Source organism: Catenuloplanes nepalensis, assembly GCF_030811575.1.
Lineage (GTDB): Bacteria > Actinomycetota > Actinomycetes > Mycobacteriales > Micromonosporaceae > Catenuloplanes > Catenuloplanes nepalensis.
The window spans coordinates 8,362,371-8,386,878 of sequence record NZ_JAUSRA010000001.1 but is presented as its reverse complement, the minus strand read 5'-3'; the positions used below and the strand labels follow the sequence as shown (position 1 = coordinate 8,386,878).

Genomic DNA, 24,508 nt, shown 5'->3' with positions numbered 1-24,508 from the left:
GTGTAAGGAATGACATACCGGCTGGTGGAGCGGGTCATCGAGGAGCTGCGCGCGAAGGTGACGTCCGGCGAGTGGCCGGTCGGCGGGCGCATCCCGACCGAACCACAGCTGGTGGAGGCGCTCGGCGTCGGCCGGAACACGATCCGGGAGGCGGTCAAGGCGCTGGTGCACGCGGGCGTGCTGGAGACCCGGCAGGGCTCCGGAACCTACGTGATGTCCAGCGACGAGCTGGCCGGCGTGGTCGGGCGGCGAATGGCGGACGCGGAGTTCGCCGAGGTGGTCGAGGTGCGCCGGGCGTTCGAGGTGGAGGCGGCCCGGCTCGCCGCGGTGCGCCGCACGCCCACGGACGTGGCCGACCTGGAGCGCGCGCTGGACCGGCGGGAGGCGGCCTGGGCGGCCGGGCGGCTGCTCGAGTTCGTCGAGGCGGACGTGGCACTGCACGCCGCGATCCTGGCCGCGGCGCACAACGAGATGCTGGCCGGGCTGTACGCGTCGTTCCGCAGCGCGATGCGGGCCACGGTGGCGCGGTCGTTCCAGGACGAGGGGATGACCGCGGAGAGCTACGTCGATCACGGGCGGCTGGTCGCGGCCATCCGCGCGGGTGACGCGGAGCTGGCGGCCAAAGAAGCCGGCGCCTATCTCGAATAGCGATTCGGTGAATCGGGCAATACGGTGATGCTTCCCCACCCCCTCACTGCTTCGGAGTTCGAAGTGCGATCGATCATCCAGGGTTTCAAAGACTTCATCATGCGCGGCAACGTGATCGAGCTGGCGGTCGGTGTCGTCATCGGCACGGCGTTCACCGCGCTGGTCACGGCGTTCACCAAGTCGTTCCTCGAGCCGCTGATCAAGCTGGTCACCGGCGGCTCCGGCAATCTCAAGGGCACCTGGTCGCCGGTGGCGGGCGTGGAGTTCACCTACGCCGTGTTCATCAACCAGCTGATCACGTTCATCCTGACCGCCGCGGTCGTCTACTTCCTGATCGTCTTCCCGATGAACAAGCTGGCCGAGCGCCGCAAGCGCGGCGAGGAGCCGGAGCCGAAGGCGCCGAGCGACGAGGTCCGCCTGCTCACCGAGATCCGCGACGCGCTGATCGCGGGCAACTCCGACCCCGACCGCCGGGCCGCGATCGACGAGGCCATCCGCCGGGAGCACTTCCCGCCGCGCGGGTAGCCGGCTCAGACCGCCGCGCGGGTCATCGGCTCAGGCGCCACGCGGCCGGAACGTTCTGCAAGATCACACACCCTATCGAACACTTGTTCGATAGGGTGTGCTGCTATGGAGCAGCGGAAGCACTGGTGGAACGGCAAATGGGGGCGGATCGCCCGCAAGGACGTCTTCCTCCGGGTCAACGGGGACACGTGGCACGTCGAGGCGCGCGCGGGCGGCGCCGAGGGGGCGTCGCGGTTCTTCGAGTTCGGCGGCGAGGACGAGGCGCTGGAGGCGGTCCGGGCGATGCTGAACGGCCCCGGCAACTGGCGCGAGCTCTCCACCCGCGACTGAGCCGCACGCGCTTGGGCACAATTGTCGACTGATGCGCGCGCTGATCGTCGACAACCACGACTCTTACACGTACAACCTCTTTCAGCTCATCGCCGGCGTGACCGGCGATGAGCCGGACGTGGTCCGCAACGACGAACCCCTGCCCGACCTGAACGGGTACGACTGCGCGATCATCTCGCCCGGCCCCGGCCACCCCGGTCGCGACGCGGACTTCGGCACGTCCGCTCGCCTGCTGACCCGCCGTGACCTGCCGGTGCTCGGCGTCTGCCTCGGCCATCAGGGCATCGCGCTCGCCGCGGGCGCCACGGTGACCCGCGCGCCGCAGCCCCGGCACGGGCACCTCACCCGGGTTCGGCACGCCGGCACCGATCTCTTCGCCGGGCTGCCGCAGGATTTCGTCGCGGTCCGGTACCACTCGCTCGCGGTGCCGGAGCCGCTGCCGCCGCGCCTGATCGCGACGGCCTGGGCCGAGGACGGCGTGGTCATGGGCCTGCGGCACGCGGCGCGGCCGTGGTGGGGCGTGCAGTTCCACCCCGAGTCGATAGCGTCCGCGCACGGCGACGAGATCATCCGCAACTTCCTGCGGCTCAACGGCCTGTTCCGGCCGCGTCGTGCCGCGATTCCGCCGGCCACTCCGGCTCCGCCGGCACACGATCAGAAGACCCTCGCCGCGGTACGGGTGGAGCACCTGCCCGATCCGGAGGAGCTCTTCGCGCGACTCTGCGGCGACACCGTGCCCGCGTTCTGGCTGGACAGCAGCCTGGTCGCGGACGGCCTGTCGCGCTTCTCGTTCCTCGGCACGTCCCGCGAGACGCTCTCCTACCGCGCCGGCTCCGGCTCGGTGCGAGTGACGACCCGCCACGCCACCGGCTCACCCCTCGCGGACGCGCCGCAGAGCGCCGCCGCGCCACAGGACACCACCGCACCGCACGACACCACCGCACCGCACGACACCACCACGCCACAGGACACCGCCGTGCCGCACGACACCGCCGTGCCGCACGACACCGCCGTGCCGCACGACACCACCGCACCGCACGACACCACCGCACCGCACGACACCGCCGCGCCGCACGACACCGCCGCGCCGCACGACACCGCCGCGCCGCACGACACCGCCGCGCCGCACGACACCGCCGCGCCGCACGACACCGCCGTGCCGCACGACACCGCCGTGCCGCAGGCCGCGGGGGGAGAGTCCGTCACGGACGTGTGGGAGGAGGGGTCGATCTTCGACGTGTTGCGGGCACGGCTCGCGGCAGGGCGGGTAGCCGGTGCCGGTGACCTGCCGTTCGACTTCACCGGCGGCTATGTCGGTTATTTCGGATACGAATTAAAAAATGATGGCGTGCCGGGCGCGCACGCATCGCGTACCCCCGATGCTCTGTGGGTCTTCGTGGACAGATTCGTGGTGCTGGACCATGTGGAACGGTGCGCGTGGGCGGTGGCGCTGCCGTCCCACGGTGCCGAGGCGTGGATCTCCGCGACCACCAAGTTGATCTCGTCGATCCCGGCCGCGGTGAAACGCGACGACCCGCCCCGGACGCCGGCGGACCCCGCGCCGCTGATGGGCAAGGGACGCGACCGCTACGTCGCGGACGTCGAGGCGGCGCAGGAGCGGCTGCGTGCCGGCGAGAGCTACGAGATCTGCCTGACCGACCGGCTGACCACGGCCGATCCGGACGAATCCGACCTGGAGCTCTACCGGCGGTTGCGGCGGCACAACCCGGCGCCGTACGCGGCGTTGCTGCGGCTCGGCGAGGTGAGCGTGCTCAGCTCGTCGCCGGAGCGGTTCCTGCGCGTGCTGCCGGACGGCACCGCGGAGAGCAGGCCGATCAAGGGCACCGCGCCGCGCGCCGCCGACCCGGTGCGTGATGAGGAGCTACGCGTCTCGCTGGCCGGTGACGCGAAGACCCGGGCCGAGAACCTGATGATCGTCGACCTGGTCCGCAACGATCTCGGGCAGGTGTGCGACGTCGGCTCCGTGCGGGTGCCCGCGTTCCTGGCCACCGAGTCGTACGCGACCGTGCACCAGTTGGTCTCCACGATCCGCGGCCGGCTGCGCCCCGGCGTGACCGCGGTCGACGCGGTGCGCGCGGCGTTCCCGGGCGGCTCGATGACCGGCGCGCCCAAGGAGCGCACCATGCGGATCATCGACGAGCTGGAGGACGGGCCGCGCGGCGTCTACTCCGGCGCGCTCGGATATCTCAGCCTGAGCGGCACGGCCGACCTGAGCATCGTCATCCGCACCGCGGTCCGGCACGGCGGCACGCTGACCATCGGCGCGGGCGGCGCGATCGTGCTCGACTCCGACCCGGCCGGCGAGTACGCGGAGATGCTGCTCAAGGCCGCGACGCCGCTGACCGCGCTCAGCCCAGGCTCTTCACCTGGTAGACGCTGAGCACACCCTTTCCGTCGATCATGGCGCCGACGTCGCCCGCGAACGCGGCCTCCTTCGGCAGCTCGGTGCTGAACTCCGCCGTGCCGGTCGCCTTGCCGGTCGAGATGTCCCAGACCCGGACCACCCAGCTGGTCTGCGAGGTGAGGCTGACCTTGATGCTCACGCTGAGCGCGCGGCCGTCACGAACCGCGTAGACGTCGGCGTCGCCGAGGTTCGCCACCTCCTTGCCGTCCGGGCCGAGCAGCTTCACGTCCTGCATGGTGTCGAAGAACTGGTTGCCCCAGAGCACGCCCTTCGGCGTGGCGAACCAGCCCTCGTCCACGCTGAACTCGACCGGCTTGCTCCACACCTGGCGGCCGTTCGTGGTGTCGACCGCGACCGTCCGGTACTGGTCGTTCGCGCTGTCCACGGCCACGCACACCACGTGCTCGCCGCACGGCTTAACCCGGTCCACGCTCTCGCCGGCTTCCAGCCGAAGCTCCCACTTCTTCGCGAAGTCGTTCAGCCCGTACCCGGCGACGGTCGGCTGGGCCGAGGTCTCCGCGTCGATCAGCCCGATCACCTGACCGTCGAACGCGGTCCAGAAGTCGTCCTCGATCGGGACCGCGCCCGCGCCGGACGTGCTCTTCGCCGTGCCGGCGGCCATGTCCAGCACCCGGATCCGCCGGTCGTCGGTGAGCTGCACCATGGAGACCGACGACGCGGAGAGCGAGTCGAAGTGCCGGTACTCCGTCGGCGGCAGCATCCCGGCGCCCTGCTTCGGCCCCTGCTCGCCCACCCACTCGCGCAGCGGCTCGGCCCGGTGAGCGTCGATCACCAGGGTGTCCTCGACGCCGGCGGTGCTCCAGACGGTCTTTCCGGTCCTCAGATTCATCCGGTACAGCTGGTAGCCGTCGAACGCGCTGGTCCGCTCCATCACCGCGTCCGAGCCGAGGAACGCGACGTCGTGCGTGTCCGCGATCGGGAAGTCCCGCAGGGTCGCGCCGTCGGAGCGTTGCAGCACGGCACGCGCGTCGTCCTGGTCGTGCGTGGTGGCGCTGTCCGCGTCCAGCAGGAGCAGCTCGTCCAGCACGGTCAGGTGCACCTCGCGACCGGCGATCGCCGGGGTCTTCTTCCAGAGCTGCTTGCCGTCCGCCGCGTTCATCGCGACCACCTCCGTGGTGGCGCCGATGACCCGCGCGTAGTAGACGGTCGTGCCGGCCACCGCGACCGTGGTGGCGCCGCCGCCGAGCTCGACCGGCTGCCCGGCCCGCACCAGCTCGCCGTCGGCCGGAGCGGCGCCGTCGCCGCTCAGCACGTCATCGAGCCCGGAGCCGCCGGGGAGTTCGCCGGCCCGGACGTCCGCCACCCAGCCCTGGACGGTCCTGGTGACGACGGTGCCGCAGGTCGCGATGGCCGCGACCACCGCGCCGACGGTGAGCATCACGATCACCCGCCGCCTGATCTTCTTCGAATCAGGCCGATCCACGGCGCCGTCGCCAGTGTCGGTCTTCCCGCCGGCACCGGCCGATGGAGCGCCCATCGGTGTGCCGCCCGCGGCCGCGGAGGTGCCGGCGGTGGATGGCGACTGCCAGCCGGGTGGTGCCGCGCCCCAGCCGGCGGCCTGGCCCGGCGCCCGTCCGGGATATGGACCCGGCATCTGTCCGGGGTACTGGCCCGGCGCCTGCCCGGGATATGGACCCGGCGCCTCTCCTGGGTATCGGCCCGGCGGCGAGACCGGCAGGCCGGAAACCGGCGCTCCTGAGCCCGGCATTCCGGACACGGGCGTGCTGAAGCCCGGCTCGCCGGGACCCGGCGCGCCCGGGAGCGGGGTCGCGCCGGTCGCCGGGTAGCCCGACGGTGACGTGGGCACCGCGGAGACCTGCGCGGACGCGATCGGGCCGAGTCGCTCGTTGGCCAGCGCGCCGTAGGCGACCGGCAGCTCCGGCTGCTCCGGCACGGACGGCACCACGCCGAACCGCGCGTGCAGCCGGCTCGCCACCAGCGGGATCCGGCTCGAACCGCCGACCAGCAGAATCGTGTCGAGCTGCGCGGACGCGATGCCGGACCGCTCCAGCACCCGCCGGGTCTCGTCCACCGCGCGCGCCACCAGCGGGCCCGCGACCCGCTCCACCTCGTCGCGCGTCAGGTGCAGCGGCTCCTCCTGCCCCGGCACCCGCACCGGCGCGCTGGTCAGCCGGGACAGCATCTCCTTGGCCGCTCGCACCTCGCCCCAGAACGCCTGCCGGTCCCGCCGCTCCGCCGCGGTCGAGGGCGCGGAGAGCCGGCGCCACACCTCCGGGTGCCGGGCCGCGACCACGTGCCCGAGGTGCCCGACCAGCGCGTCGTCGACGTCGAGGCCGCCCAGGTCGTCGAGGCCACCGGTGGCCGCGACCCGCCACCCGCCCGGCTCCCGGCGCACCACCGTCACGTCCAGCGTGCCGCCGCCGAAGTCGAAGACCGCGACCGCGCCGCCGGCCGGCACCTGCTGCCCGACCACCTGCGTGCAGTAGGTGGCGGCCGCGACCGGCTCGTCCAGCAGCCGCACGTCGCCCAGGCCGGCGCGCCGGGCCGCGTCGGCCAGCACCGCACGCCGCGGCCTGCCCCAGTCGGCCGGGCAGGTCAGCACCGCGCCCGCGGGGTCGACGCCGGCCGTGCGGGCCTCCTCGGCCACCCGGACCAGGATCGCGCGCAGCAGGTCGGCGACGCCGGTCTCGGCGGTGCCGAGCAGCACCGAACCCTCGTCGACCCGCCGCTTCGGGTGCGGCTCGAACCGCTCCGGCTCGCTCGCGCCGAGCCGGGCCGCGTCCCGCCCGGTGTGCACCACGCCGTCGGCCGCGAGGAACACGCCGGACGGCAGGATCGGCGATCCGTCGAACAGCAGCGCCCGCGCCGGCTGCCCGGCCCGCTCCACCACCGCCACCGTGTGCGTGGTGCCCAGGTCCACAGCCAGCCGCGCCGGTCCGCTCACTGCAATATCTCCCCACCGGCCGATCACCACACCCGGAGCGGGAGCCTACCGATCCCCTCCGACAGGTTTCGACATACGGACGCCCGGCCCTCACGACCCGAACGGCCGAGAGTCCGTTGATTCGCACGCGGCGATACAACGCGATGATTCGAGATCTCGGATGCGCAGCGCCCGTCTGCCCGTCCCACGACGGATCCGGCAGGGAGGAGCGCCAGCGACGACCGGTGCCCGCGGGAGCACTCGGAACCCGCCCACGCCGGAAGCGGGAAGACCGGCTCTTACTGATCTTTCAGCCTCAGGGCCGACGCGCCGGCGATCCGTGATCCAGGCGTCGGGAAAGGCGAGGTCAGTGGGCCGCGACGCGGAAGCGGGAGACGACGTCGTCCGCGGGGAGTGGGCGGTCGAAGTAGTAGCCCTGCGCGAAGCGGTAGCCGAGGGCATGCAGGCGGGCGGCCTGGTCGGCCGTTTCGACGCCCTCCGCCACCGCGTGCAGGTTGAGTCCGGCGGTGATCTGGATGAGCGCGGTGACGATCACCGCCTGCTGGCCGTGGCCGCCGATGCCCGCCACGAACGACTTGTCCACCTTGATGACGTCGACCGGGCACGTGGTCAGCAGGCTCAGCGAGGAGTGACCGGTGCCGAAGTCGTCGAGCGCGACGCGGAAGCCGAGCCCGCGCAGCGTCCGCAGGCTCTCCACCGCCGGGCCGCCGTCGAAGACCGCGGTCTCGGTGATCTCCAGCGTGATGTTCGACGACGCGACGCCGTACTCCGCGAGGATCGACGTGACCAGGTCCGGGAAGCCGGGCGAGCGCAGCTGCCGCGCCGAGACGTTCACGTTGACCTCGACGTCGACCTGGTAGACGGTGCGCCACGAGACGATCTGCCGGCACACCTCGCGCAGCGCCCACTCGCCCAGCGTGTCGATGGTCCCGCTGCGCTCGGCGATCGCGATGAACCGGTCCGGCGGCACCATGCCGTCGGTCGGGTGCCGCCAGCGCATCAACGCCTCCACCCGCACCGTGCGGCCGGTCGGCAGCTCCACCACGGGCTGGTAGAGCAGGTGCAGCTGGTGGCGTTCGATCGCCTGGCGCAGGTCGGCCGCGAGCCGGGCCTCCTCGGCCGCGATCTGGTCCATGTCCGGGTGGTAGCCGACGAACACCGCGCCCTTCGCCTTCGCCACGTACATCGCGACGTCCGCGCGCCGGAGCACGTCCGCACCGGTCGCCGCGTTGCTGTTGTCCGCGAGCCCGATGCCGGCGCTGACCTCCAGCTGATGCCCTTCGATCACCACCGGGCGCTGCACGCGCGCCGCGATCTCCGCACACCGCTCACCGGCCGAGGCCGCGTCCAGATCCGGCATGAGCACCGCGAACTCGTCGCCGCCGAGCCGCGCGACGGTGTCCTCGGTGCGCACCGCGTGCACCAGCCGCTCCGCGATGACCTCCAGCAGCCGGTCACCCGCCGCGTGGCCGAGCCAGTCGTTGACGGCCTTGAAATCATTCAGATCGATCAGGAGTACGGCGAACCGCTCGCCGTTCACGGTGGCCGCGTCCACCCGCGCGGCGAGCAGCGCGCGGTTGGCCAGGTTGGTGAGCGCGTCGTGCGAGGCCTGGTGGGCGAGCTGGGTCTGCACGGTGTCCAGGTCGTCCCAGGCGCTGCGCAGCGCGGCGAGGTTGGCGTCGACGGTGGCGAGCAGCCGCGCGTTCTCCCGCAGCACGGTCAGCTGGCGCACCATGACCAGCCCGGTGAGCGCCACGACCGTGATCGCGATGATGACCGGCTCGGCCGGGCCGCCGAGCCGATCCTCGACGAGCAGGCCGCCGGCGGCGACCACCGCGGCGTACGGCAGCAGGCTGACCTTGGCCCGGCCGAGCCCGGGCTCCGGGCGTCCGGTGGGTGCGCGGCGCTGCCGGTCGGCCGCGAGGATGACGAACAGGTAGGCGATGGGTACGGCCAGCATGCAGCCGTTGAGGTAGGGCCGGGTGGCGAGCAGCGGGCTGAGCGCCGCCGTGGCCGCGCTGCCGAACGTGCCGACCGCGAGCAGGTGCAGCGCGCGGGGGTCGACGCCGCCGGTGCCGGTGAGCGCGACCTTGACGAACGCGACGAGCGCGACGGCCGCGACCGCGATGACGGCGACGAGCGCGAAGTCGGAGCCGGTCGAGGAGCGCCAGGTCTCGACGTGCCGCAGCGAGAAGTGCCAGCCGAAGAGCGAGACGGTCACCACGATGACGCCGGCGTCGAGCGCGAAGCGCACCCGCTCGCCGGCGGTGTGGACCCGGCCCGGCAGCCGGAGCAGTCCCCAGTGCGCGGCGGCGAGACCGGCGCCGAAGATCACGGCGCTGCGCGGGCTCGTCTGGGTGGGCGCGGGACCGCCCTGGACCGAGTCGTAGCCCATGCTGACCGAGCCGGCGAAGACGAACGCGCTGGCCAAGGCGATGGAAGCCCAGAAGTGACGGACCGCGGGGCTGGTGTCGGTGACGCGGGTGACGGCGCGGCACTCGTACGCGGCGAGCAGTCCGAGGATCGGCAGCGGCAGCCAGCCGAGCACCGGGACGGACCACACGTGCCACAGCCCGGCCACGCACCAGACCGTGGCTGCCACGGTGAGCACGATCGCGGCGACGATCTGCGGCGTCGGCCGGAACGGGCGCACGAGGGCACCTGTTCCCACGCTCACGTACCACCTCCGCTGCGGCCGGTTCGCCCGCGGGCCGCCGCGCGGCCCACAGGCGTCCCATCGGCACCCGTGCGGCTACCTGAGTGATTCCTTCAGGTGATAGACCATGGCCTGCTTGCGCCGCGTCTCCTCCAGGGCCCGGGGCACGGGTACGTCGTAGACCTCGATCCGCTCGAAGAGCCGCTCCGGCAGAAACCCGCGCCGCGCGTCCCCGACCAGCACGAGCGCGCCGGCCCGCGCGGCCCGGCGCAGGAACGCTCGGGCCCGCCCGGCCAGCGCCTCGGTGTAGAAGAGGTCGCCGGCCAGCACCACGTCGTACTCGTCGGCCGCGGTGTGCGCGGCCGGGTCGAGCAGGTCCAGCCGCGCGGTGCCGACCGGCACGCCGTTCGCCTCCGCGTTGAGCCGGATCGCGGCGAGCGCGTCGTCGTCGACGTCGGTTGCGGTGACGGTCGCGGCCCCGGCTCGCGCGGCCGCGACCGCGATCAGCCCGGACCCGGCGGCCAGGTCCAGCACGCGCCGGCCGGCGACCAGGTCCGGGTGGTCCAGCACGTAGCGGGCGAGCCCCTGCCCGCCGGCCCAGGCGAACGCCCAGAACGGCGGCGGGCTGTCACTGGAGTACACGCCACCGTTGTGCGTCCACAGCCCGACACCCGGTCCGGCCTGGTAGAGCCGGAGTTCGGGCAGGAAGGGCAGCTCGGCGAGGCGGGCGTGCTCGGTGACGTCGCGGGACATCGCCGCATTGTGCCGGACCCGGACGTGCCTACAGCAGTCGGCGTGCGGTGGAGAAGCCGTACATCTTCGACACCACGACGCCCTTTCTCGGCGTGGCCGCGTGCACCATCTTCCCGTCGCCGAGGTAGATGCCGACGTGCCCGGACTGCGGCATGACGACGTCGCCGGGGCGCAGGTCGGCGCGGCGCACCTTCCTGCCCTTCCGGACGATGTCCCGGCTGGAGTGCGGCAGCTTGACGCCGGCCTTCCTGTACGCGACCGAGACCAGGCCGGAGCAGTCGTACGAGCCGGGGCCGGCCGCGTTGCGCCGGTACGGCTTGCCGACCTGGTTCAGCGCGTACTCGACGACCCGGCCGAGTTCGCCGGTGTAACGCCGGTCCGGCCGGTACGCGTTCCGGGCCTTGCGGTGCTTGGCCTTGCCGTACTTGACTTTGGCAGCCTTGCTCGCCCTCCGGTCGCGCGCGTCGTGCCAGCGGTCGGAGCGCTTGCGGGCGTCGCCGGCGTAGCGCCGGGCCTCGGCACGTACCCGCTGCTTCTGGTAGATGCCGGTGCGCCGGGTGAGACTCGGCCGTGCGACCCGCGCCGACCGCGGTGCCGCCGAGGCCGAGCGTGGTGCGGCCGAGGCCGAGCGGGGCGCGGCGCGCCGGGCCGTGCGCTCGAGTGCGCGGGGGGCGCCGGCCGGTCCGGCGTGGACCTCGTCGCCCTCTGCCGTCGCCGGGCGTGGGTGGATGCCGGTCCGCAGGCCGATCAGCCGCACGGGCCGATCGTCCGGCACGGCCCCGGTCACGGAGTCGCGCTCCGCGGTGGATGAGGCCGCCGCCGCGGTGGGCCGTTCGTCCGCGGCGTGCGAGTCGTGGGCGGGGCCGGCCGCGGCGATCCCGGCGACTGTGAGCACCAGGACGCCGGTCAGTGCCCGGCGGGTCGTGGGGACGTGCGTGATGCCTCCCAGGTCGGTCCGGGGCACTCTCGCGCATCCCCGGCGAGCCGGTGGCCTGAACCACCGATTGTCGCGGCCGCAACGGTGCGGCACGGCCTGGGAACCCGGACGGCTGACTGTTTCGGCGTTCATTCTGCGCACGTGAAATGACAAAGCGCATGAATTCCGGCAAATATGGAATAAGGCGAAAAGATGTCACAGTAAGCGGCCGGGATCGGCGATCGGCCGGGCGGACGCGGCCATCGTGCTCGCGATGGAATGCGACGCGTTCGCCGGCGGCCTCGTCCCGCCGGGGGAGATCGTGATCGAGGCGCCTCGATCAGCGGCCGCGAACCGCCTTATTGATCTTTGCGTTGAGGGCCCGGCGGGCGATCGGGCCGAGGTCGTCGACCACCTCGACCAGCACCGCGAGCTGCTCCAGCGCGGCCATCGCGTGCTCGGAGCCCTTCGCGTCCACGCCGGCGAACAGCTCGATGCCGACGAACGCGGCGGAGACCGCCTTCGCCAGCCCGGCCAGGTCCGCGACCTCCGCGAACGGCGAGCCGGTGAGCAGCCGCCGGAGCACGGACTCGATCTCGTCGACCCACAGCCGCAGCGACGCGGCGACCGGCTCGGCCAGCTTCTCGTCGCCCTGCGCGGCCGCGAGCAACTGCGCCAGGATCGACACGTTGCCCAGCTCCCGCTCCCGGACCTGCAGCGCCCGGCCCACGTCGAGCAGCTGGCGCAGCGTCGTGACGCGGGCGAACTCGGCCGCGTAGACCGCGACCCGGGCCTCGGTGTGCATCGTGCAGGACGCGGCCAGCAGGTCGTCCACGCTGCCGAAGTGATAGAAGACGAGCGCCTGGTTGACGCCGGCCGCGGCCGCGATCGTCCGGGCCGACACGCCCTTGATGCCGTGCTCGGCGACGGCGGCGAGCGCGCCGTCCAGCAACCGCTGCTTCGTGTCGGACATCGGGCCCCCATTCATGGTTCTCGTCGACCGTACCGGCCGGGTGCGGTGGTGCCATGAACACGGCCGACTCTCCACAATGGGGAGAGTCGGCGCGGTCCTCCTATGCGGACCGGAGCGCCCTGAGCAGCGGCTCCGGTCAGAAGCATAACGATGTTTGAGCGATCGCTCAAGAACCGGTCGGCCATGGCGTCTCGCCGGGTGACCGGGTAGAAACATCACGTCCCCCTTCTTCATCAGACCGGCCGATGCGGCGACGCGGCAGAGAGCGCTCTCATACGTACCCGCGCGGCTGGTCCTTGATCTTGATAGGCAGGCAGATGGGCACCATTTCCATGCGGCGACGGGCGATCTCGCTCGGCGTCGTGACAGCGGCCGTCACCGCGGCGGGGGTGATCCCCCAGCCCGGCGTGGCACTGGCGAACTGGGGCGGCACCCCGGACCTCGGGCCGAACGTCTTCGTCTACGACAGTTCCACCCCGGCCGCCGAGATCCAGGCGCGCTTCGACACGCTCTTCGCGGAGCAGGAGCGCAACGAGATGGGCACCAGCCGGTACGCCGTGCTGCTCAAGCCCGGTTCCTACGATCTCGACGCGCGGCTCGGCTACTACACCACGATCGCCGGCCTGGGCACCTCACCGGACGATGTGGACATCACCGGCGCGGTGCGCGTGGTCGGCCAGCCGGATCCCGGCTCGGTCGCGGGCATCTCCGCGCTGACCAACTTCTGGCGCGGCGCGGAGAACCTCGCGGTCACGCCGACCGACTGGTCGAACCAGTGGGCGGTCTCGCAGGCATCGCCGATGCGCCGCGTGCACATCAGGGGCACGCTCTGGCTGGAGCCGGGCAACGGCGGCTTCTCCAGCGGCGGTTACATCGCCGACTCCAAGGTGGACGGCATCACCATCAACGGGTCGCAGCAGCAGTGGCTGACCCGTGACTCGGAGCTCGGCGGCGAGTGGACCAACGGCGTGTGGAACCAGGTCTTCGCCGGCGTCACCGGCGCGCCCGCGCAGGGCTTCCCGGACCCGCCGTACACCACGTTGCCGACCAGCCCGGTCACCCGGGAGAAGCCGTTCCTGCACGTCGACGCGCGCGGGAAGTACCGGGTGTTCGTGCCGGGGCTGCGCAGGGACTCGTCCGGCACGACGTGGGGAGCCGGTGCCGCCCCGGGCAGGTCGCTGTCGATCAACGACTTCTACGTCGCGAAGCCGGGCGACTCGGCCACGAAGATCAACCTCGCGCTCGGGCTGGGCAAGCACCTGCTGCTCACGCCGGGCGTCTACCACCTGCGCGACTCGATCAAGGTGACCCGGCCGGACACGGTCGTGCTCGGCATCGGCATGCCCAGCCTGGCGCCGGACACCGGCCGGGCCGCGCTCGAGGTCGCGGACGTCGACGGCGTGCGGATCGCGGGCGTGCTGGTCGACGCCGGCCCGCGCGAGTCGGACACGCTGGTCACGATCGGCTCCGCGCGGTCGTCCCGGGACCACTCGCGGAACCCGATCTCGCTACAGGACGTGTTCTTCCGGATCGGCGGACCGTGGGAGGGCAGGGCGCGCACCAGCCTGACCGTGCACAGCGACGACACCATCATCGACAACATCTGGGCCTGGCGCGGCGACCACGGCAACGGCATCGGCTGGACCCGCAACACCGGCGACGTCGGCGTGATCATCAACGGTGACGACGTGACCGCGTACGGCCTGTTCGTCGAGCATTACCAGAAGTGGCAGACGATCTGGAACGGCGAACGCGGCCGGACCATCTTCTACCAGAGCGAGTTGCCGTACGACCCGCCGTCGCAGGCCGCCTGGACCAGCCCGACCGGGCCGGGCTGGGCGTCCTACAAGGTCTCGCCGTCGGTGCGTACGCACGAGGCATGGGGTCTGGGCGTCTACTCCTACTTCAACCAGGGCGTGGACATCCGCGCGGCTCGCGGCATCGAGGCACCGGTGCGCCCGGGCGTCCGCTTCCACGACGCCGTCACGGTCTTCCTCGACGGCAGCGGCGGCATCGAGAGGACCATCAACGACGCGGGTACGCCCGTGGTCGGGTCCTACGGCACCAGCACGATCGTGAACTACCCGTCCTGACGACGTCTCCGGGCCGGGCGTGCGACGTCCGGCCCGGCCTGGGTCGTGAGACCCGCCCTGACCACGTCTCCGGGCCGGGCGCGCGACGTCCAGCCCGGCCGGGTCATGTCTCAGCCACCCACGAACCGGCAGGGAGGAGCGCCGGCGACGACCGGTGCCCGCGGGAGCATGCGGGCCGCACCACGCCGGAAGCGGGAAGAGGATCCAGGGTTTCCGGCGATCAGCCGTTCGACCGGGCCAGACGCATCAGCAGCTCGATGTTGCTGCCGGTCTTGCGCAACTGACCGAGCAGCTGCTCGATCGCCTGGCCCGACTCGGACCCGGCGAGAGCGCGGCGGAGGCGCTGCACGATCGCCATCTCGTCCGGCGCCAGCAGGATCTCCTCGCGGCGGGTGCCGGTCGCGTTCAGGTCGACGGCCGGGAAGATGCGGCGCTCGGCGATCTTGCGGTCGAGCTTGAGCTCGGCGTTGCCGGTGCCCTTGAACTCCTCGAAGATCACGGTGTCCATCTGCGAGCCGGTCTCGACCAGCGCGGTCGCGATGATGGTGAGCGAGCCGCCGTTCTCGATGTTGCGGCCGGCGCCGAGCAGCTGCTTCGGCGGGTAGAGCGCGGTGGTGTCCAGGCCGCCGCTGAGCGTGCGGCCGCCGGACCGGGCCTGCAGGTTGTACGCACGGGCCAGGCGGGTGATCGAGTCGAGCAGCACGACCACGTCCTGCCCCTTCTCGACCAGGCGCTTCGCCCGCTCGATGGCCAGCTCCGCGACCGCGGTGTGCTCGTGCGGCGGACGGTCGAACGTGGCCGCGGCCACCTCACCGGCGACCGAGCGCCGCATGTCGGTGACCTCCTCGGGGCGCTCGTCGACCAGCACCACCATCAGGTGCACCTCGGGGTGGTTCGTGGTGATCGACTTCGCCAGGGCCTGCAGCACCATGGTCTTGCCGGCCTTCGGCGGCGAGATGATCAGCGCGCGCTGGCCCTTGCCGATCGGCATCGCCAGGTCGATCACGCGGCTGGTCAGGCTCGCGTCGCCTTGGCTGCCGCCCCGGCCACCCGCCGCTGAAGCGTCCGAAGGCGGGATCTCCAGGCGGAGGCGCTGCTGCGGGTAGAGCGGGGTGAGCTTGTAGAAGTCCGGGCGGCGGCGGGCGTCGTCCGGGTCGTCGCCGTCGACCGTGAAGACCTTCGTCAGCTGGTTGCCGGCGGCACCGCCGGTGAGGCGGTCACCGCGGCGCAGGCCGTGCCGGTGGACCAGGGACATCGGCACGGTCACGTCCTCCGGCGACGGCAGGTAGCCGTCGACCCGCAGGAACGCGTGCCGGTCCTGGATGTCCAGCAGGCCGTCGACCATGGCGACCTCGCCGGTCGGGACCTGGGTGCTCTGCTCCGGCTTCCGCGCGCGGCGGCGGGTGGTGGTGTGACGATCCAGTGTGCGGGTAGGGCTCATCGACGAGTCTCCTTGAGGGTAGGAATCGCTCGACATCCGAGAGGCGCGCTGTGCTGCGCGTCGGAGAGCGATCGGAAAAGTTCGCGGGCCGCTCATGTGGTGCAACGGCGGAGATCTCCTGCGGGCGGCGCAGACTGCCTGCGGCGAAGTTTGCCGTGCCTGCGGTGCCTGGGCCAGTCATCCGAGGGACTGGACAAACCGTAACCCGTTACGTCAAGACCTGCAAGCCCAGTGCCGGGTCTCCACTACGCGGGGTAAGCATGCGTCTCGGTCGCCTTGACGGCCGCCCACACCGTTCGGCCGGGTATCAGGTCGAGCTGAGCGGCTGCGGCCGGCGTCACATCCGCGGCGGCCGGGAGCGGCCCGGCAAGCTCGATGCGCAGGTTGTCGCCGTGCCGTTGGATGCCGGCGATGGTGGCGGCCCAGATGTTCCGCGGACTGCCGGTCGGCCTCTCCGCGTGCAGCGCCACCGACGACGGCCGGAACGCCACGAACACGTCCCCGTCCAGCCGGTCGTCCACACGCAGCGTGAGGCCGTCCAGCGTGACCTCGTGCCCGTCCGCCCGTCCCCGGTAGAGATTCAGGCCGACCAGCCGGGCCACGTAGTCGGTGCGCGGGCGCGCGGTCACGGTCGCGGCGTCGCCCTCCTGCACCACCCGGCCGGCCTCCACGATCACCAGCCGGTCGGCCAGCACCAGCGCGTCCAGCGGGTCGTGCGTGACCAGCAGCGTCGCGCCCGGGTGCGCGGCCAGGTGCCGCTGCAGTTCCGCCCGCGTGTCCAGCCGCGTCCGGGCGTCCAGAGCCGCGAGCGGCTCATCGAGCAGAAACAGCCGCGGGTGTACGGCGAGCGCGCGCGCCAGTGCGACCCGCTGCGCCTGCCCGCCGGAGAGCTGCCGTGGCCGCTTCGACGCGTGCTCGGCCAGGCCGACCCGGGTCAGCCAGTCCAGCGCCGTCGCCCTCGCCGCCCGCCGCCCGGCCCCGTGCCGGCGCGGGCCGAAGGCCACGTTGTCCAGCGCGGACAGGTGCGGGAACAGCAGGTAGTCCTGGAACACCACGCCGATCGGGCGGTGCTCCGGCGGCAGCGCGCTCAGGTCGTCGTCGCCCAGCCGGACATGCCCGTCCGCGAGCGGCTGCAGGCCGGCGAGCGCGCGCAGGGCCGTGGACTTGCCCGCGCCGTTCGGCCCGAGCAGCGCCACCACCTCGCCCGGCGCGACGCGCAGCGCGACATCCAGCCGGAACGTGCCCCGGTCGACGACCAGCCGCGCATCCAGACCGTCGCTCATGCCGCACCCACCCATCTGTCGCGCAGCGCGGCCAGGATCGTCACGGAGACGACCAGCAGGAGCAGGCTGAGCACGATCGCGGCCTCCACGTCCCGTTCCAGCGCGAGGTAGACCGCGAGCGGCATCGTCTGGGTCCGGCCCGGGAAGTTCCCGGCGAACGTGATCGTGGCGCCGAACTCGCCGAGCGCCCGGGCCCAGCAGAGCACCGCGCCGGCCGCGATGCCCGGCGCCACCAGCGGCAGCGTCACGTGCGTGAACGTGGTCCAGCGGCCGGCGCCGAGCGTGGCGGCCGCCTCCTCGAACCGCGCGTCCGCGCCGCGCAGCGCGCCCTCGACCGCGATCACCAGGAACGGCAGCGCCACGAACGCCTCGGCCAGCACCACGCCCGCGGTCGTGAACGGCAACGTGATCCCGAAAGCCTGATCCAGCCACTGCCCGACGATGCCGCGCCGGCCGAAGACCAGCAACAGCGCCACGCCGCCGACCACCGGCGGAAGCACCAGCGGCACGGTCACCAGCGCGCGGACCAGCCGCCGGCCGCGGAACTCGACCCGGGCCAGGAGCCAGGCCAGCGGTACGCCGAGCAGCAGGCACAGCGCGGTCGCGATCGTGGCGGTGAGCAGCGACAGCCGCAGCGCGGCCAGCACCTGCGGCTCGGCCAGCCGGGCCGGCAGCGTGCCCCACGGCGCCCGGATCAGGAGCCCGGCCAGCGGAAGCACCAGGAACGCGAGCCCGAGCAGCGCCGGAACGAGCAGCGCCGCCGGAACCCGTTGCCGCCTGATCACGCGGCCTCGTCGCCGCTCGGTCATGGCGCTGCGTCGCCGTCTGGTCATGGTGCTTGGAAGCCGGCCTCGGTCAGCACCGTGAGGCCCTCGGTCCGCACGTACTCGACGAAGCCCTCGGCCGCGGCCGCGTTCGGCGCGTCCGTCAGCACCACGATCGGATAGTCGTTGATCGCGCCGGCCGACTCCGGGAACTCCACGCCGTCCACATCGGACGCCGCGGCCTTCGCGTCCGTGCGGTAGACCAGTGCCGCGTCCACTTCGCCCAGCGTGACCTTGGAGAGCGCGCCCTTCACGTCCTGCTCCAGCGTGACCGGCGTGAGCGCCACCCCGGCCAGCGCCTTCTTCGCGGCCGCGCCGCACGGCACCTCCTCGGCGCAGAGCGCGACCTTCAGCTCCGGCCTCGCCAGGTCCGCGAGCCCGGCGATGCCCTTCGGATTACCCTTCGCCACCGCGATGACCAGCTGGTTCCTGACGAACACGACCGGCTCGCCCTTGTCCACCACCGACGTCATGGTGGCCGGCGACGCGGCGGCGAAGACGTCCGCCGGCGCGCCCTCGTTGATCTGGGTGGCCAGCCCGGAGCTGCCGCCGTAGTTGAACGTGATGAACAGCGACGGGTTGCGCGCCTGCAGATCCTGCCCGATCCGGTCGAACGACTCGGTCAGCGACGCCGCCGCGAACACGGTGAGCTGCCCGCTGAGCGCGTCGCCGCCCGCCGGCCCCGGCGCACCCGACCCACCGCCCGCCGCCGGCTCCTCGTCCCCGCTCCCGCCGCAGCCGGCGAGCAGCAGGATCGCCGCCGCGACCGCCATGGTCCGCCTCATGCCGTTCTCCTCCCCAGGGACGCCGTCTCCACGACGACGGTGGTCGACTTGATCACGGCGACCGCGACCGAACCGACCCGTAGGTCCAGCTCGTCGACGGCCTCCCGGCTCATCAGCGACACGATCCGGAACGGCCCGGCCTGCAGGTCCACCTGCGCCATCACGCCGTCCTTCGCGACCGCGGTGACGATGCCACGCAGCCGGTTCCGCGCGGACGAGGTCTCCGACGCCGGTTCCGCCGCCTCGTGCTGCTCCCGCACGAACGCGGCCAGCGCCTCGCCTTCCACCAGCCGGTGCCCCGCCTCATCCCGCACCGCCCCCAGCCGCCCGGCATCGATCCACCGCCGCACGGTGTCCGCACTCACGCCGAGCAGCTCAGCCGCCTCACCGATCCGAAACTGCGTCACGAACGCCATCTTAAAGCTTGCATCCGCGAGTCGAAACAGCGATTCACGACCGCAATCGCGCCGTCATGAGATCACCCGGTGCCCATTGCCGGCCCCGCTTGGGTTGATCCGAAGAGAGCGATGAAGCATGCGCCGCTGAACTGCGGAGACTCACTCGCAAGTGAACGTTGAGCCTCCGCCGGAAGCGGGGGGATTCAGAGCTTCTGGGTCAGGTCGAAGACCGTGGTGAGGCGGCGGTCGGCCGGGATCGGGGCGTGGCCGCGCGGGTCGATGAGGTAGGCGCGGATGCCGGCGGCCTCGGGGCCGAGGAAGTCGGGTTCGAAGGTGTCGCCGACGAAGACGGCGTCCTCGGGGGCGGCCTGGAGTGCGGCCAGCGCGGTGGCGTAGGTCTGCGGGTGGGGTTTGCGGCGGCCGAGCTCGACGGACGTGATGACCTCGGCGAACGCGTCGGCGAGACCCATGGTGATCAGGTGCTGGGGTACGAGTCCGGCCCAGTGCGTGTTGGTGACCACGGCGAGCTGGTAGCGCTGCGCCAGCGTGCGGACGAACGCCTGGATGCCCGGCGGATAGGTGACGCCGGCGTTCCACTCGTCGAGGTAGGCGTGCACGAACTCCTCGCCCTGCGCGGCGGTGGAGCGGCGGCCGAGGATCTTCGGGAGGAAGTGGGCCGCGGCCTCCAGCATCGAGTACTCCCGGTGGCCGGCCTCGCAGATGCGGTCGAGTTCGAGGCAGGTGGCGGACCACTCGGCGAGCATGCGCTCGTAGCTGACCTCGACGCCCCAGTCGCGCACGGTCGCCCAGGTCTTGGGGTAGCCCTGCGCGGTGCGGCTGGACGAGTAGTCGACCAGCGTGCCGAAGAAGTCGAAGAGTATCCGGGTGGGCTGCACGGATGCATCATCGCAGCCGGCGTGCGGGAGCGTCAGGCGGGCGACGGCCGGGTGCGGGAGCCGACGAGTGAGGCGAGGCGCAGTGCGGTGCGCGGGGAGGTGTCGCCGCAGCACGTGTTGATCAGGGCGTGCAGCGAGTCGCCCTCGCCGGCCAGCTCGCGCAGCCGGCTCGCCCACTCGGCCAGTTCGTCGTCGCCGTACTCGTAGCGGAACTTGTCCTTCTTGTCGCCGGTCTCCCACGCGGCGCTGCGGCCGTGGAAGCGCACCACGGCCGGGTCCGCGGTGCTGACCGTGATCGGCGGGACGGACGACGGCAGGCCCTGGGTCATGTCCACGATCACGTGCGAGAGGTCGTGCGACTGAAGGAAGAGCAGTGTGTCGAGCGCGTTCTCCTCGGTGAACCAGCTCGGGTTCCGCACCTCGACCGCGACCCGGTGCGGGCGGCAGCGGTCCGCGGCCGCGATGATGCTCTCCTTGGCCTTGTCGCCGTGCGTGAGCCACGGCGGGAACTGCAGCAGCACCACGCCGAGCTTGCCGGTGTCCGCGAGCGGCGTCAGGACCGCGTGGAAGTTGTCCCAGAGCCGCTCGTAGGCGTCCGGCGCGAGGTCCCGCCGGCGCAGCCGCTGTGCGCCGGAGGCCGGGCGCAGCGCGGCCGGGATCGTACTGGCCGGCGTGGGATGGCCGGTGAACAGCGAGAACGCCTTCACGTTGAAAAGAAACCCGTCGGGAGTACGGTCGGCCCAGGCGCGCGCGGTCTCCGGCGCCGGGATGCCGTAGTAGGTGGTGTCCACCTCCACCAGGTCGAAGTGCCGCGCGTAGTACGCCAGCCGCCCGGCCGGGTCGTTGAACTCCCGTGGATACCAGCCGGACGAGATCAGTTCCCGGTCCGCCCAGCCCGACGTGCCGACTCGAATGCCACCCATGTAGTTCAGTGGAACCCGTACCGGCTCGCCGGGCAATCCGGGGAACTCCAAAGAGTCATCCCGGCTGTCGCTCCGGCCCCCGCCCCCCCGACCGGGCCGAAGGCCTATCTCGCCGCGGCCAGCACCTCGTCCGCGACCGCGACCGCCGCGTCCGGGCGGCCGTGCGTGCGAGCCGACTCGGAGATCCGGTGACGGTACGCCGGGTCGTCGAGCAGCGCGATCAACTCCTCGCGGAGCCGGTCCGGCGTCGCGTCCTCGGCCGCGAGCATGCGCGCCGCGCCCACGTCGGCCAGGTGCCGCGCGGTCCGGCGCTGCTCGTCACCCTGGGTGGGTATCAGCGGGATGTAGACGCTCGCCTTGCCCAGCGCGTTCAGCTCCGCGACCGTGCCGGCGCCGCTGCGGGCCACCACCACGTCCGCCGCGGCCAGCACGTCCGGCAGCTCGTCGTGGATGTAGGGGAAGACCGTGTATCGCTGCTGCAGGTGCGGCGGCAGGGACGCGTGCCGCTCGCGCATCATCTCGTAGGAGTAGTCACCGCACTGGTGCAGCACCTGCGCGCGGCTGAGCAGGTCCGGCAGCACCTCGGCGATCAGCTTGTTGACCTGCAGCGCGCCCTGCGCACCGCCGGTGACGTAGACCAGCGGCAGCCGCGGGTCGAGCCCGTAGCCGGCGATCGCGCGCTCGCGCTGGCCCATGAACACCTCGGGCCGGATCGGGTTGCCGGTGACCACGGCCTTGGACCGCGCCTTCTCCGGCAGGTGCTCGATCGACGACTCGTGGCTGAGCAGGATGCGGGTGGCGAAGCGGGACAGGATCCGGTTGGCCAGGCCGACCGCGAGCGTCTGCTCGTGCATGACCAGCGGGCGGCGCAGCAGCCAGGCGGCGACGCCGACCGGCACGCAGACGTAGCCACCGGTGGAGATCACCACGTCCGGCTTGGCCTTCGCCACCGCGGCGATCGCCTGCAGCACGCCGAACGGGATGCGGAACGCGTCGGCCACGTTGCGCAGCTGGTCCTTGACGTTGATGTGGCGGCGCAGCTTGCCCGTGGTGATCGCCTTGAACGGCACGTTGTTCTGCACCGAGATCTTGGCTTCGAGCCCGTGCGAGACGCCGACCCAGAGGATCTCCGGCTCGGTCCCGGCACGGGAGAGTCGTTCGCGGATGGTGCGGATCGTGGTCAGCGCCGGATAGGTATGACCGCCCGTCCCACCGCCGGTGACGATGATCTTGATCTCGCCCACCCGGGCGGCACTGCTGTAGATGGTCATGCGTCCTTCGCCCGCGGTGTCGCGCCAGAGGCCCCGAGTCTAGCCAGAGGCCCCCGCCGGTCAATGCGGAGACCACATATCCGCAGCTCAGCAACGGTCCGTGGCACGATCGATCACAGAGGGTCGCCAAGTGACAAAGGCCACTGGCGTGAGCATGACATGAGCTTTCAAATGGATAGCCTCACGGGGCATCGTGCACCGCTGGAAGCGTACGGGAAGGGCTGTGGCGACATTGGCGGAAGCGACCGTGGACCTGGGTGCGATCGCGCACAACACCCGGGTGCTGAAGCGCGCCATGGGCGACGCGGCGCTGATGGCCGTGGTCAAGGCGGACGGCTTCGGGCACGGCGCCGTGCCGTCCGCGAACGCCGCGGTCACGGCCGGCGCGGACTGGCTGGGCGTCACCTCCGCACTGGAGGCGATCCAGCTGCGCGAGGCCGGGCTCACCGCGCCGATCCTGGCGTGGATGTGCGGGCCGCAGGACGACCTGGCCGCGCTCGCGGAGGCGAACATCACGCTCTCCGTGGCCACGCTGGCCCACCTGGACGCGATCGCGGCCGAGGCCGGCCGGCGCGGCGTCGCGCTGGACGTGCACATCAAGGCGGACACCGGGCTCAGCCGCGGCGGCGCCACCCGGCACACCTGGCCGGAGCTGTTCGGCTGGGCCCGCAAGTACGAGTCGGACGGGCAGATCCGGGTCCGTGGCCTCTGGTCGCACCTGGCGAACGCGGAGGATCCGGGCGCCGAGAGCCTGGCCGCGCAGCAGAGCGCGTTCGCGGAGGCGATCGGCCTGGCCCGGGCGGCCGGGCTGGCCCCGGACGTGCTGCACCTGGCGAACTCGGCCGGCATCCTGCAGGTGCCGTCCGCGCGCTTCGACCTCGGGCGGGCGGGGATCGCGCTCTACGGCGTACCCCCGGTGCCCGGAACTGATTTTGATCTTCGACCGGCGATGACCGTGCGCGCACGCGTGGTGCAGGCCGGGGACGGTCGCGCGGTGCTTCCGCTCGGTTTCGGTTACGGTGTCCCGCGCGGACTCGGCGGCGTGGCCGAGGTGCTCATTCACGGCGTGCGCCGGCCGATTCTCGGTCCGGTGTCGATGGATCACCTGATCATCGACACCGGCGAGCTGCCGGTCACCGAGGGTGATGAGGCGGTGCTGTTCGGCTCCGGCTCGCGCGGTGAGCCCACCGTCGCCGAGCAGGCCGAGCACGCCGGGACGAACGCTCACGAACTTCTCACCGGCATCGGCGTGCGGCTACCCCGACGCCATCTTCTACACACGGAGGCCTGAACTGTGACCGAGCGTGGGAAGACCCGCATCGCCGTGATCTTCGGCGGCCGCAGTGGCGAGCACGACGTGTCCTGCAAGTCCGCGCTGAGCGTGATGCAGCACCTGGACCGCGAGCGCTACCAGGTGGTGCCGGTCCGGATCACCATCGACGGCGTCTGGATCGTCGGGCAGGACGAACCGAACACCGCGTCGACGCTCGACCTCGACGGGCTGCTCGCGCAGACCCGCGCGGCGGACGGCACGGTCCACCCGCTGCCGATCACCAGCATCTCCGACGCGCTCGCCGCACTGCGCGACGTGGACGTGGCGTTCCCGTGCCTGCACGGCCCGTACGGCGAGGACGGCACCATCCAGGCGCTGCTGGAGCTGGCCGGCCTGCCCTACCTCGGCAACGGCGTGCTGGCCAGCGCGGTCTCGATGGACAAGGAGTTCACCAAGAAGATCCTGGTCTCCGAGGGCATCGAGGTCGCGGACGGCGTGGTGCTGCGCCGCGCCGGCGAGACCGTCAGCCAGGCCGACCGCGAGCGCCTCGGCCTGCCGGTCTTCGTGAAGCCGTCGCGCGCCGGTTCGAGCATCGGCGTCTCGCGCGTCGACGACTGGGCCGACTTGGACGCCGCAATCGAGCTGGCCCGCCGCAGCGACCCGAAGGTGCTGGTCGAGGCCGCGGTCCCGGGCCGCGAGGTGGACATCGGCGTGCTGGAGTTCCCGGACGGGCGGGTCGAGGCCGGCCCGTCGCTGGAGATCCGGGTGCCGGACGGCTTCGAGTTCTTCGACTTCGAGGCGAAGTACACCGACGTCGGCACGGTCTTCGAGATCCCGGCCAAGCTCTCCCCCGCGGTCACGGCCGCGGTCGAGGAGTGCGCCGTGACCGCGTTCCGCGCGCTCGACTGCACCGGGCTGCTGCGCGTCGACTTCTTCCTGCGCGAGACGCCGGACGGCGTGGTGCCGGTGATCAACGAGGTCAACACGTTCCCCGGCTTCACCTCGATGTCGCAGTTCCCGCAGATGTGGGCCGCGGCCGGGGTGAGCTACTCCGAGCTGCTGGACGTCATGGTGGAGACCGCGCTGCTCCGCCAGCACCCGACCCCGCAGGTCCTGCTGCCGGAGTGACCGCGTCGAACCGGCGTATATCACCGGTCGTGATAATCACT

19 protein-coding genes and 1 pseudogene are annotated in these 24,508 nt (G+C 72.2%); 7 read left to right on the top strand and 13 right to left on the bottom strand.

The genetic code is table 11. From position 1 onward, the window contains the following. Nucleotides 1–9 precede the first annotated feature (9 nt). From J2S43_RS36390 to pabB, 4 genes are all read left to right on the top strand, one after another. Nucleotides 10–648 carry a FadR/GntR family transcriptional regulator gene (locus J2S43_RS36390; RefSeq protein WP_306836946.1) on the top strand — a complete coding sequence of 213 codons (639 nt, stop codon included), beginning with the start codon at nt 10–12 and terminating at the stop codon, nt 646–648. A 72-nt stretch (nt 649–720) separates the two neighbouring features. Then, nucleotides 721–1,173, top strand: coding sequence for a large conductance mechanosensitive channel protein MscL (mscL, locus tag J2S43_RS36385; protein ID WP_306839684.1), 453 nt, complete (start codon nt 721–723; stop codon nt 1,171–1,173). Between the two features lie 105 nt (nt 1,174–1,278). Then, nucleotides 1,279–1,503, top strand: a complete 225-nt coding sequence (locus J2S43_RS36380) for a hypothetical protein (RefSeq protein ID WP_306836944.1) — start codon at nt 1,279–1,281, stop codon at nt 1,501–1,503. Between the two features lie 31 nt (nt 1,504–1,534). After that, nucleotides 1,535–3,904: an aminodeoxychorismate synthase component I gene (pabB, locus tag J2S43_RS36375; RefSeq protein ID WP_306836942.1), complete on the top strand. Its 2,370-nt coding sequence runs from the start codon at nt 1,535–1,537 to the stop codon at nt 3,902–3,904. On the opposite strand, the gene J2S43_RS36370 is transcribed toward pabB, so the two are convergent. The 5 genes from J2S43_RS36370 to J2S43_RS36350 form a co-directional block, all read right to left on the bottom strand. Then, complete coding sequence (locus tag J2S43_RS36370) at nt 3,873–6,854, bottom strand: Hsp70 family protein (protein ID WP_306836940.1); 2,982 nt, start codon at nt 6,852–6,854, stop codon at nt 3,873–3,875. The genes pabB and J2S43_RS36370 overlap by 32 nt on opposite strands. Before the next feature lie 346 nt (nt 6,855–7,200). Next, nucleotides 7,201–9,531, bottom strand: coding sequence for a putative bifunctional diguanylate cyclase/phosphodiesterase (locus tag J2S43_RS36365; protein ID WP_306836939.1), 2,331 nt, complete (start codon nt 9,529–9,531; stop codon nt 7,201–7,203). A gap of 75 nt (nt 9,532–9,606) precedes the next feature. Beyond that, nucleotides 9,607–10,263 (bottom strand): class I SAM-dependent methyltransferase, encoded by a 657-nt coding sequence (locus J2S43_RS36360; RefSeq protein WP_306836937.1) that lies wholly within the window; start codon nt 10,261–10,263, stop codon nt 9,607–9,609. A 28-nt stretch (nt 10,264–10,291) separates the two neighbouring features. After that, a complete protein-coding gene (locus J2S43_RS36355) occupies nt 10,292–11,227 on the bottom strand; it encodes a C40 family peptidase (RefSeq protein WP_306836935.1) in 936 nt (311 codons plus the stop codon). A 292-nt stretch (nt 11,228–11,519) separates the two neighbouring features. Further along, nucleotides 11,520–12,152, bottom strand: coding sequence for a TetR/AcrR family transcriptional regulator (locus J2S43_RS36350; protein ID WP_306836933.1), 633 nt, complete (start codon nt 12,150–12,152; stop codon nt 11,520–11,522). A 332-nt stretch (nt 12,153–12,484) separates the two neighbouring features. On the opposite strand from J2S43_RS36350, the gene J2S43_RS36345 reads away from it, so the two are divergent. Then, nucleotides 12,485–14,245, top strand: coding sequence for a pectate lyase-like domain-containing protein (locus J2S43_RS36345; RefSeq protein ID WP_306836929.1), 1,761 nt, complete (start codon nt 12,485–12,487; stop codon nt 14,243–14,245). A 220-nt stretch (nt 14,246–14,465) separates the two neighbouring features. On the opposite strand, the pseudogene rho reads toward J2S43_RS36345, so the two are convergent. From rho to J2S43_RS36305, 8 genes and pseudogenes are all read right to left on the bottom strand, one after another. Then, nucleotides 14,466–15,665, bottom strand: a pseudogene (gene rho / locus J2S43_RS36340) (transcription termination factor Rho); the annotation flags it as partial. A gap of 266 nt (nt 15,666–15,931) precedes the next feature. Continuing rightward, complete coding sequence (locus J2S43_RS36335; protein WP_306836927.1) at nt 15,932–16,969, bottom strand: ABC transporter ATP-binding protein; 1,038 nt, start codon at nt 16,967–16,969, stop codon at nt 15,932–15,934. Then, a complete protein-coding gene (locus J2S43_RS36330) occupies nt 16,966–17,778 on the bottom strand; it encodes an ABC transporter permease (protein WP_306836926.1) in 813 nt (270 codons plus the stop codon). Before J2S43_RS36330 ends, J2S43_RS36335 begins: the two co-directional genes overlap by 4 nt. A gap of 20 nt (nt 17,779–17,798) precedes the next feature. After that, nucleotides 17,799–18,578, bottom strand: a complete 780-nt coding sequence (gene modA, locus J2S43_RS36325; RefSeq protein WP_306836924.1) for a molybdate ABC transporter substrate-binding protein — start codon at nt 18,576–18,578, stop codon at nt 17,799–17,801. Continuing rightward, the gene (locus J2S43_RS36320; protein ID WP_306836922.1) at nt 18,575–18,985 is read right to left on the bottom strand and encodes a TOBE domain-containing protein; all 411 of its coding nucleotides are present in this window, start codon (nt 18,983–18,985) and stop codon (nt 18,575–18,577) included. Before J2S43_RS36320 ends, modA begins: the two co-directional genes overlap by 4 nt. 194 nt (nt 18,986–19,179) lie before the next feature. Further along, on the bottom strand, nt 19,180–19,872 hold the full coding sequence (locus J2S43_RS36315) for an HAD family hydrolase (RefSeq protein ID WP_306836920.1): 693 nt from the start codon (nt 19,870–19,872) through the stop codon (nt 19,180–19,182). A gap of 32 nt (nt 19,873–19,904) precedes the next feature. Then, nucleotides 19,905–20,795, bottom strand: a complete 891-nt coding sequence (locus J2S43_RS36310) for a DUF72 domain-containing protein (protein ID WP_306836918.1) — start codon at nt 20,793–20,795, stop codon at nt 19,905–19,907. A 104-nt stretch (nt 20,796–20,899) separates the two neighbouring features. Then, nucleotides 20,900–22,066 carry a UDP-N-acetylglucosamine--N-acetylmuramyl-(pentapeptide) pyrophosphoryl-undecaprenol N-acetylglucosamine transferase gene (locus J2S43_RS36305; protein ID WP_306836916.1) on the bottom strand — a complete coding sequence of 389 codons (1,167 nt, stop codon included), beginning with the start codon at nt 22,064–22,066 and terminating at the stop codon, nt 20,900–20,902. Nucleotides 22,067–22,289: 223 nt separating this feature from the next. Between J2S43_RS36305 and alr the strand changes: the two genes are divergently transcribed. Then, complete coding sequence (gene alr, locus J2S43_RS36300; RefSeq protein ID WP_306836914.1) at nt 22,290–23,357, top strand: alanine racemase; 1,068 nt, start codon at nt 22,290–22,292, stop codon at nt 23,355–23,357. A gap of 3 nt (nt 23,358–23,360) precedes the next feature. After that, a complete protein-coding gene (locus J2S43_RS36295) occupies nt 23,361–24,467 on the top strand; it encodes a D-alanine--D-alanine ligase family protein (protein ID WP_306836911.1) in 1,107 nt (368 codons plus the stop codon). Nucleotides 24,468–24,508 lie beyond the last annotated feature (41 nt).

Excerpts from the sequence above, each read along its gene's own strand:
- J2S43_RS36390 (WP_306836946.1), top strand. The coding sequence starts at position 10 with ATGACATACCGGCTGGTGGAGCGGGTCATCGAGGAGCTGCGCGCGAAG.
- J2S43_RS36380 (WP_306836944.1), top strand. The coding sequence starts at position 1,279 with ATGGAGCAGCGGAAGCACTGGTGGAACGGCAAATGGGGGCGGATCGCC.
- pabB (WP_306836942.1), top strand. The coding sequence starts at position 1,535 with ATGCGCGCGCTGATCGTCGACAACCACGACTCTTACACGTACAACCTC.
- J2S43_RS36360 (WP_306836937.1), bottom strand. The coding sequence starts at position 10,263 with ATGTCCCGCGACGTCACCGAGCACGCCCGCCTCGCCGAGCTGCCCTTC.
- J2S43_RS36350 (WP_306836933.1), bottom strand. The coding sequence starts at position 12,152 with ATGTCCGACACGAAGCAGCGGTTGCTGGACGGCGCGCTCGCCGCCGTC.
- J2S43_RS36345 (WP_306836929.1), top strand. The coding sequence starts at position 12,485 with ATGCGGCGACGGGCGATCTCGCTCGGCGTCGTGACAGCGGCCGTCACC.
- J2S43_RS36335 (WP_306836927.1), bottom strand. The coding sequence starts at position 16,969 with ATGAGCGACGGTCTGGATGCGCGGCTGGTCGTCGACCGGGGCACGTTC.
- J2S43_RS36330 (WP_306836926.1), bottom strand. The coding sequence starts at position 17,778 with ATGACCGAGCGGCGACGAGGCCGCGTGATCAGGCGGCAACGGGTTCCG.
- modA (WP_306836924.1), bottom strand. The coding sequence starts at position 18,578 with ATGAGGCGGACCATGGCGGTCGCGGCGGCGATCCTGCTGCTCGCCGGC.
- J2S43_RS36310 (WP_306836918.1), bottom strand. The coding sequence starts at position 20,795 with ATGGGTGGCATTCGAGTCGGCACGTCGGGCTGGGCGGACCGGGAACTG.
- J2S43_RS36305 (WP_306836916.1), bottom strand. The coding sequence starts at position 22,066 with ATGACCATCTACAGCAGTGCCGCCCGGGTGGGCGAGATCAAGATCATC.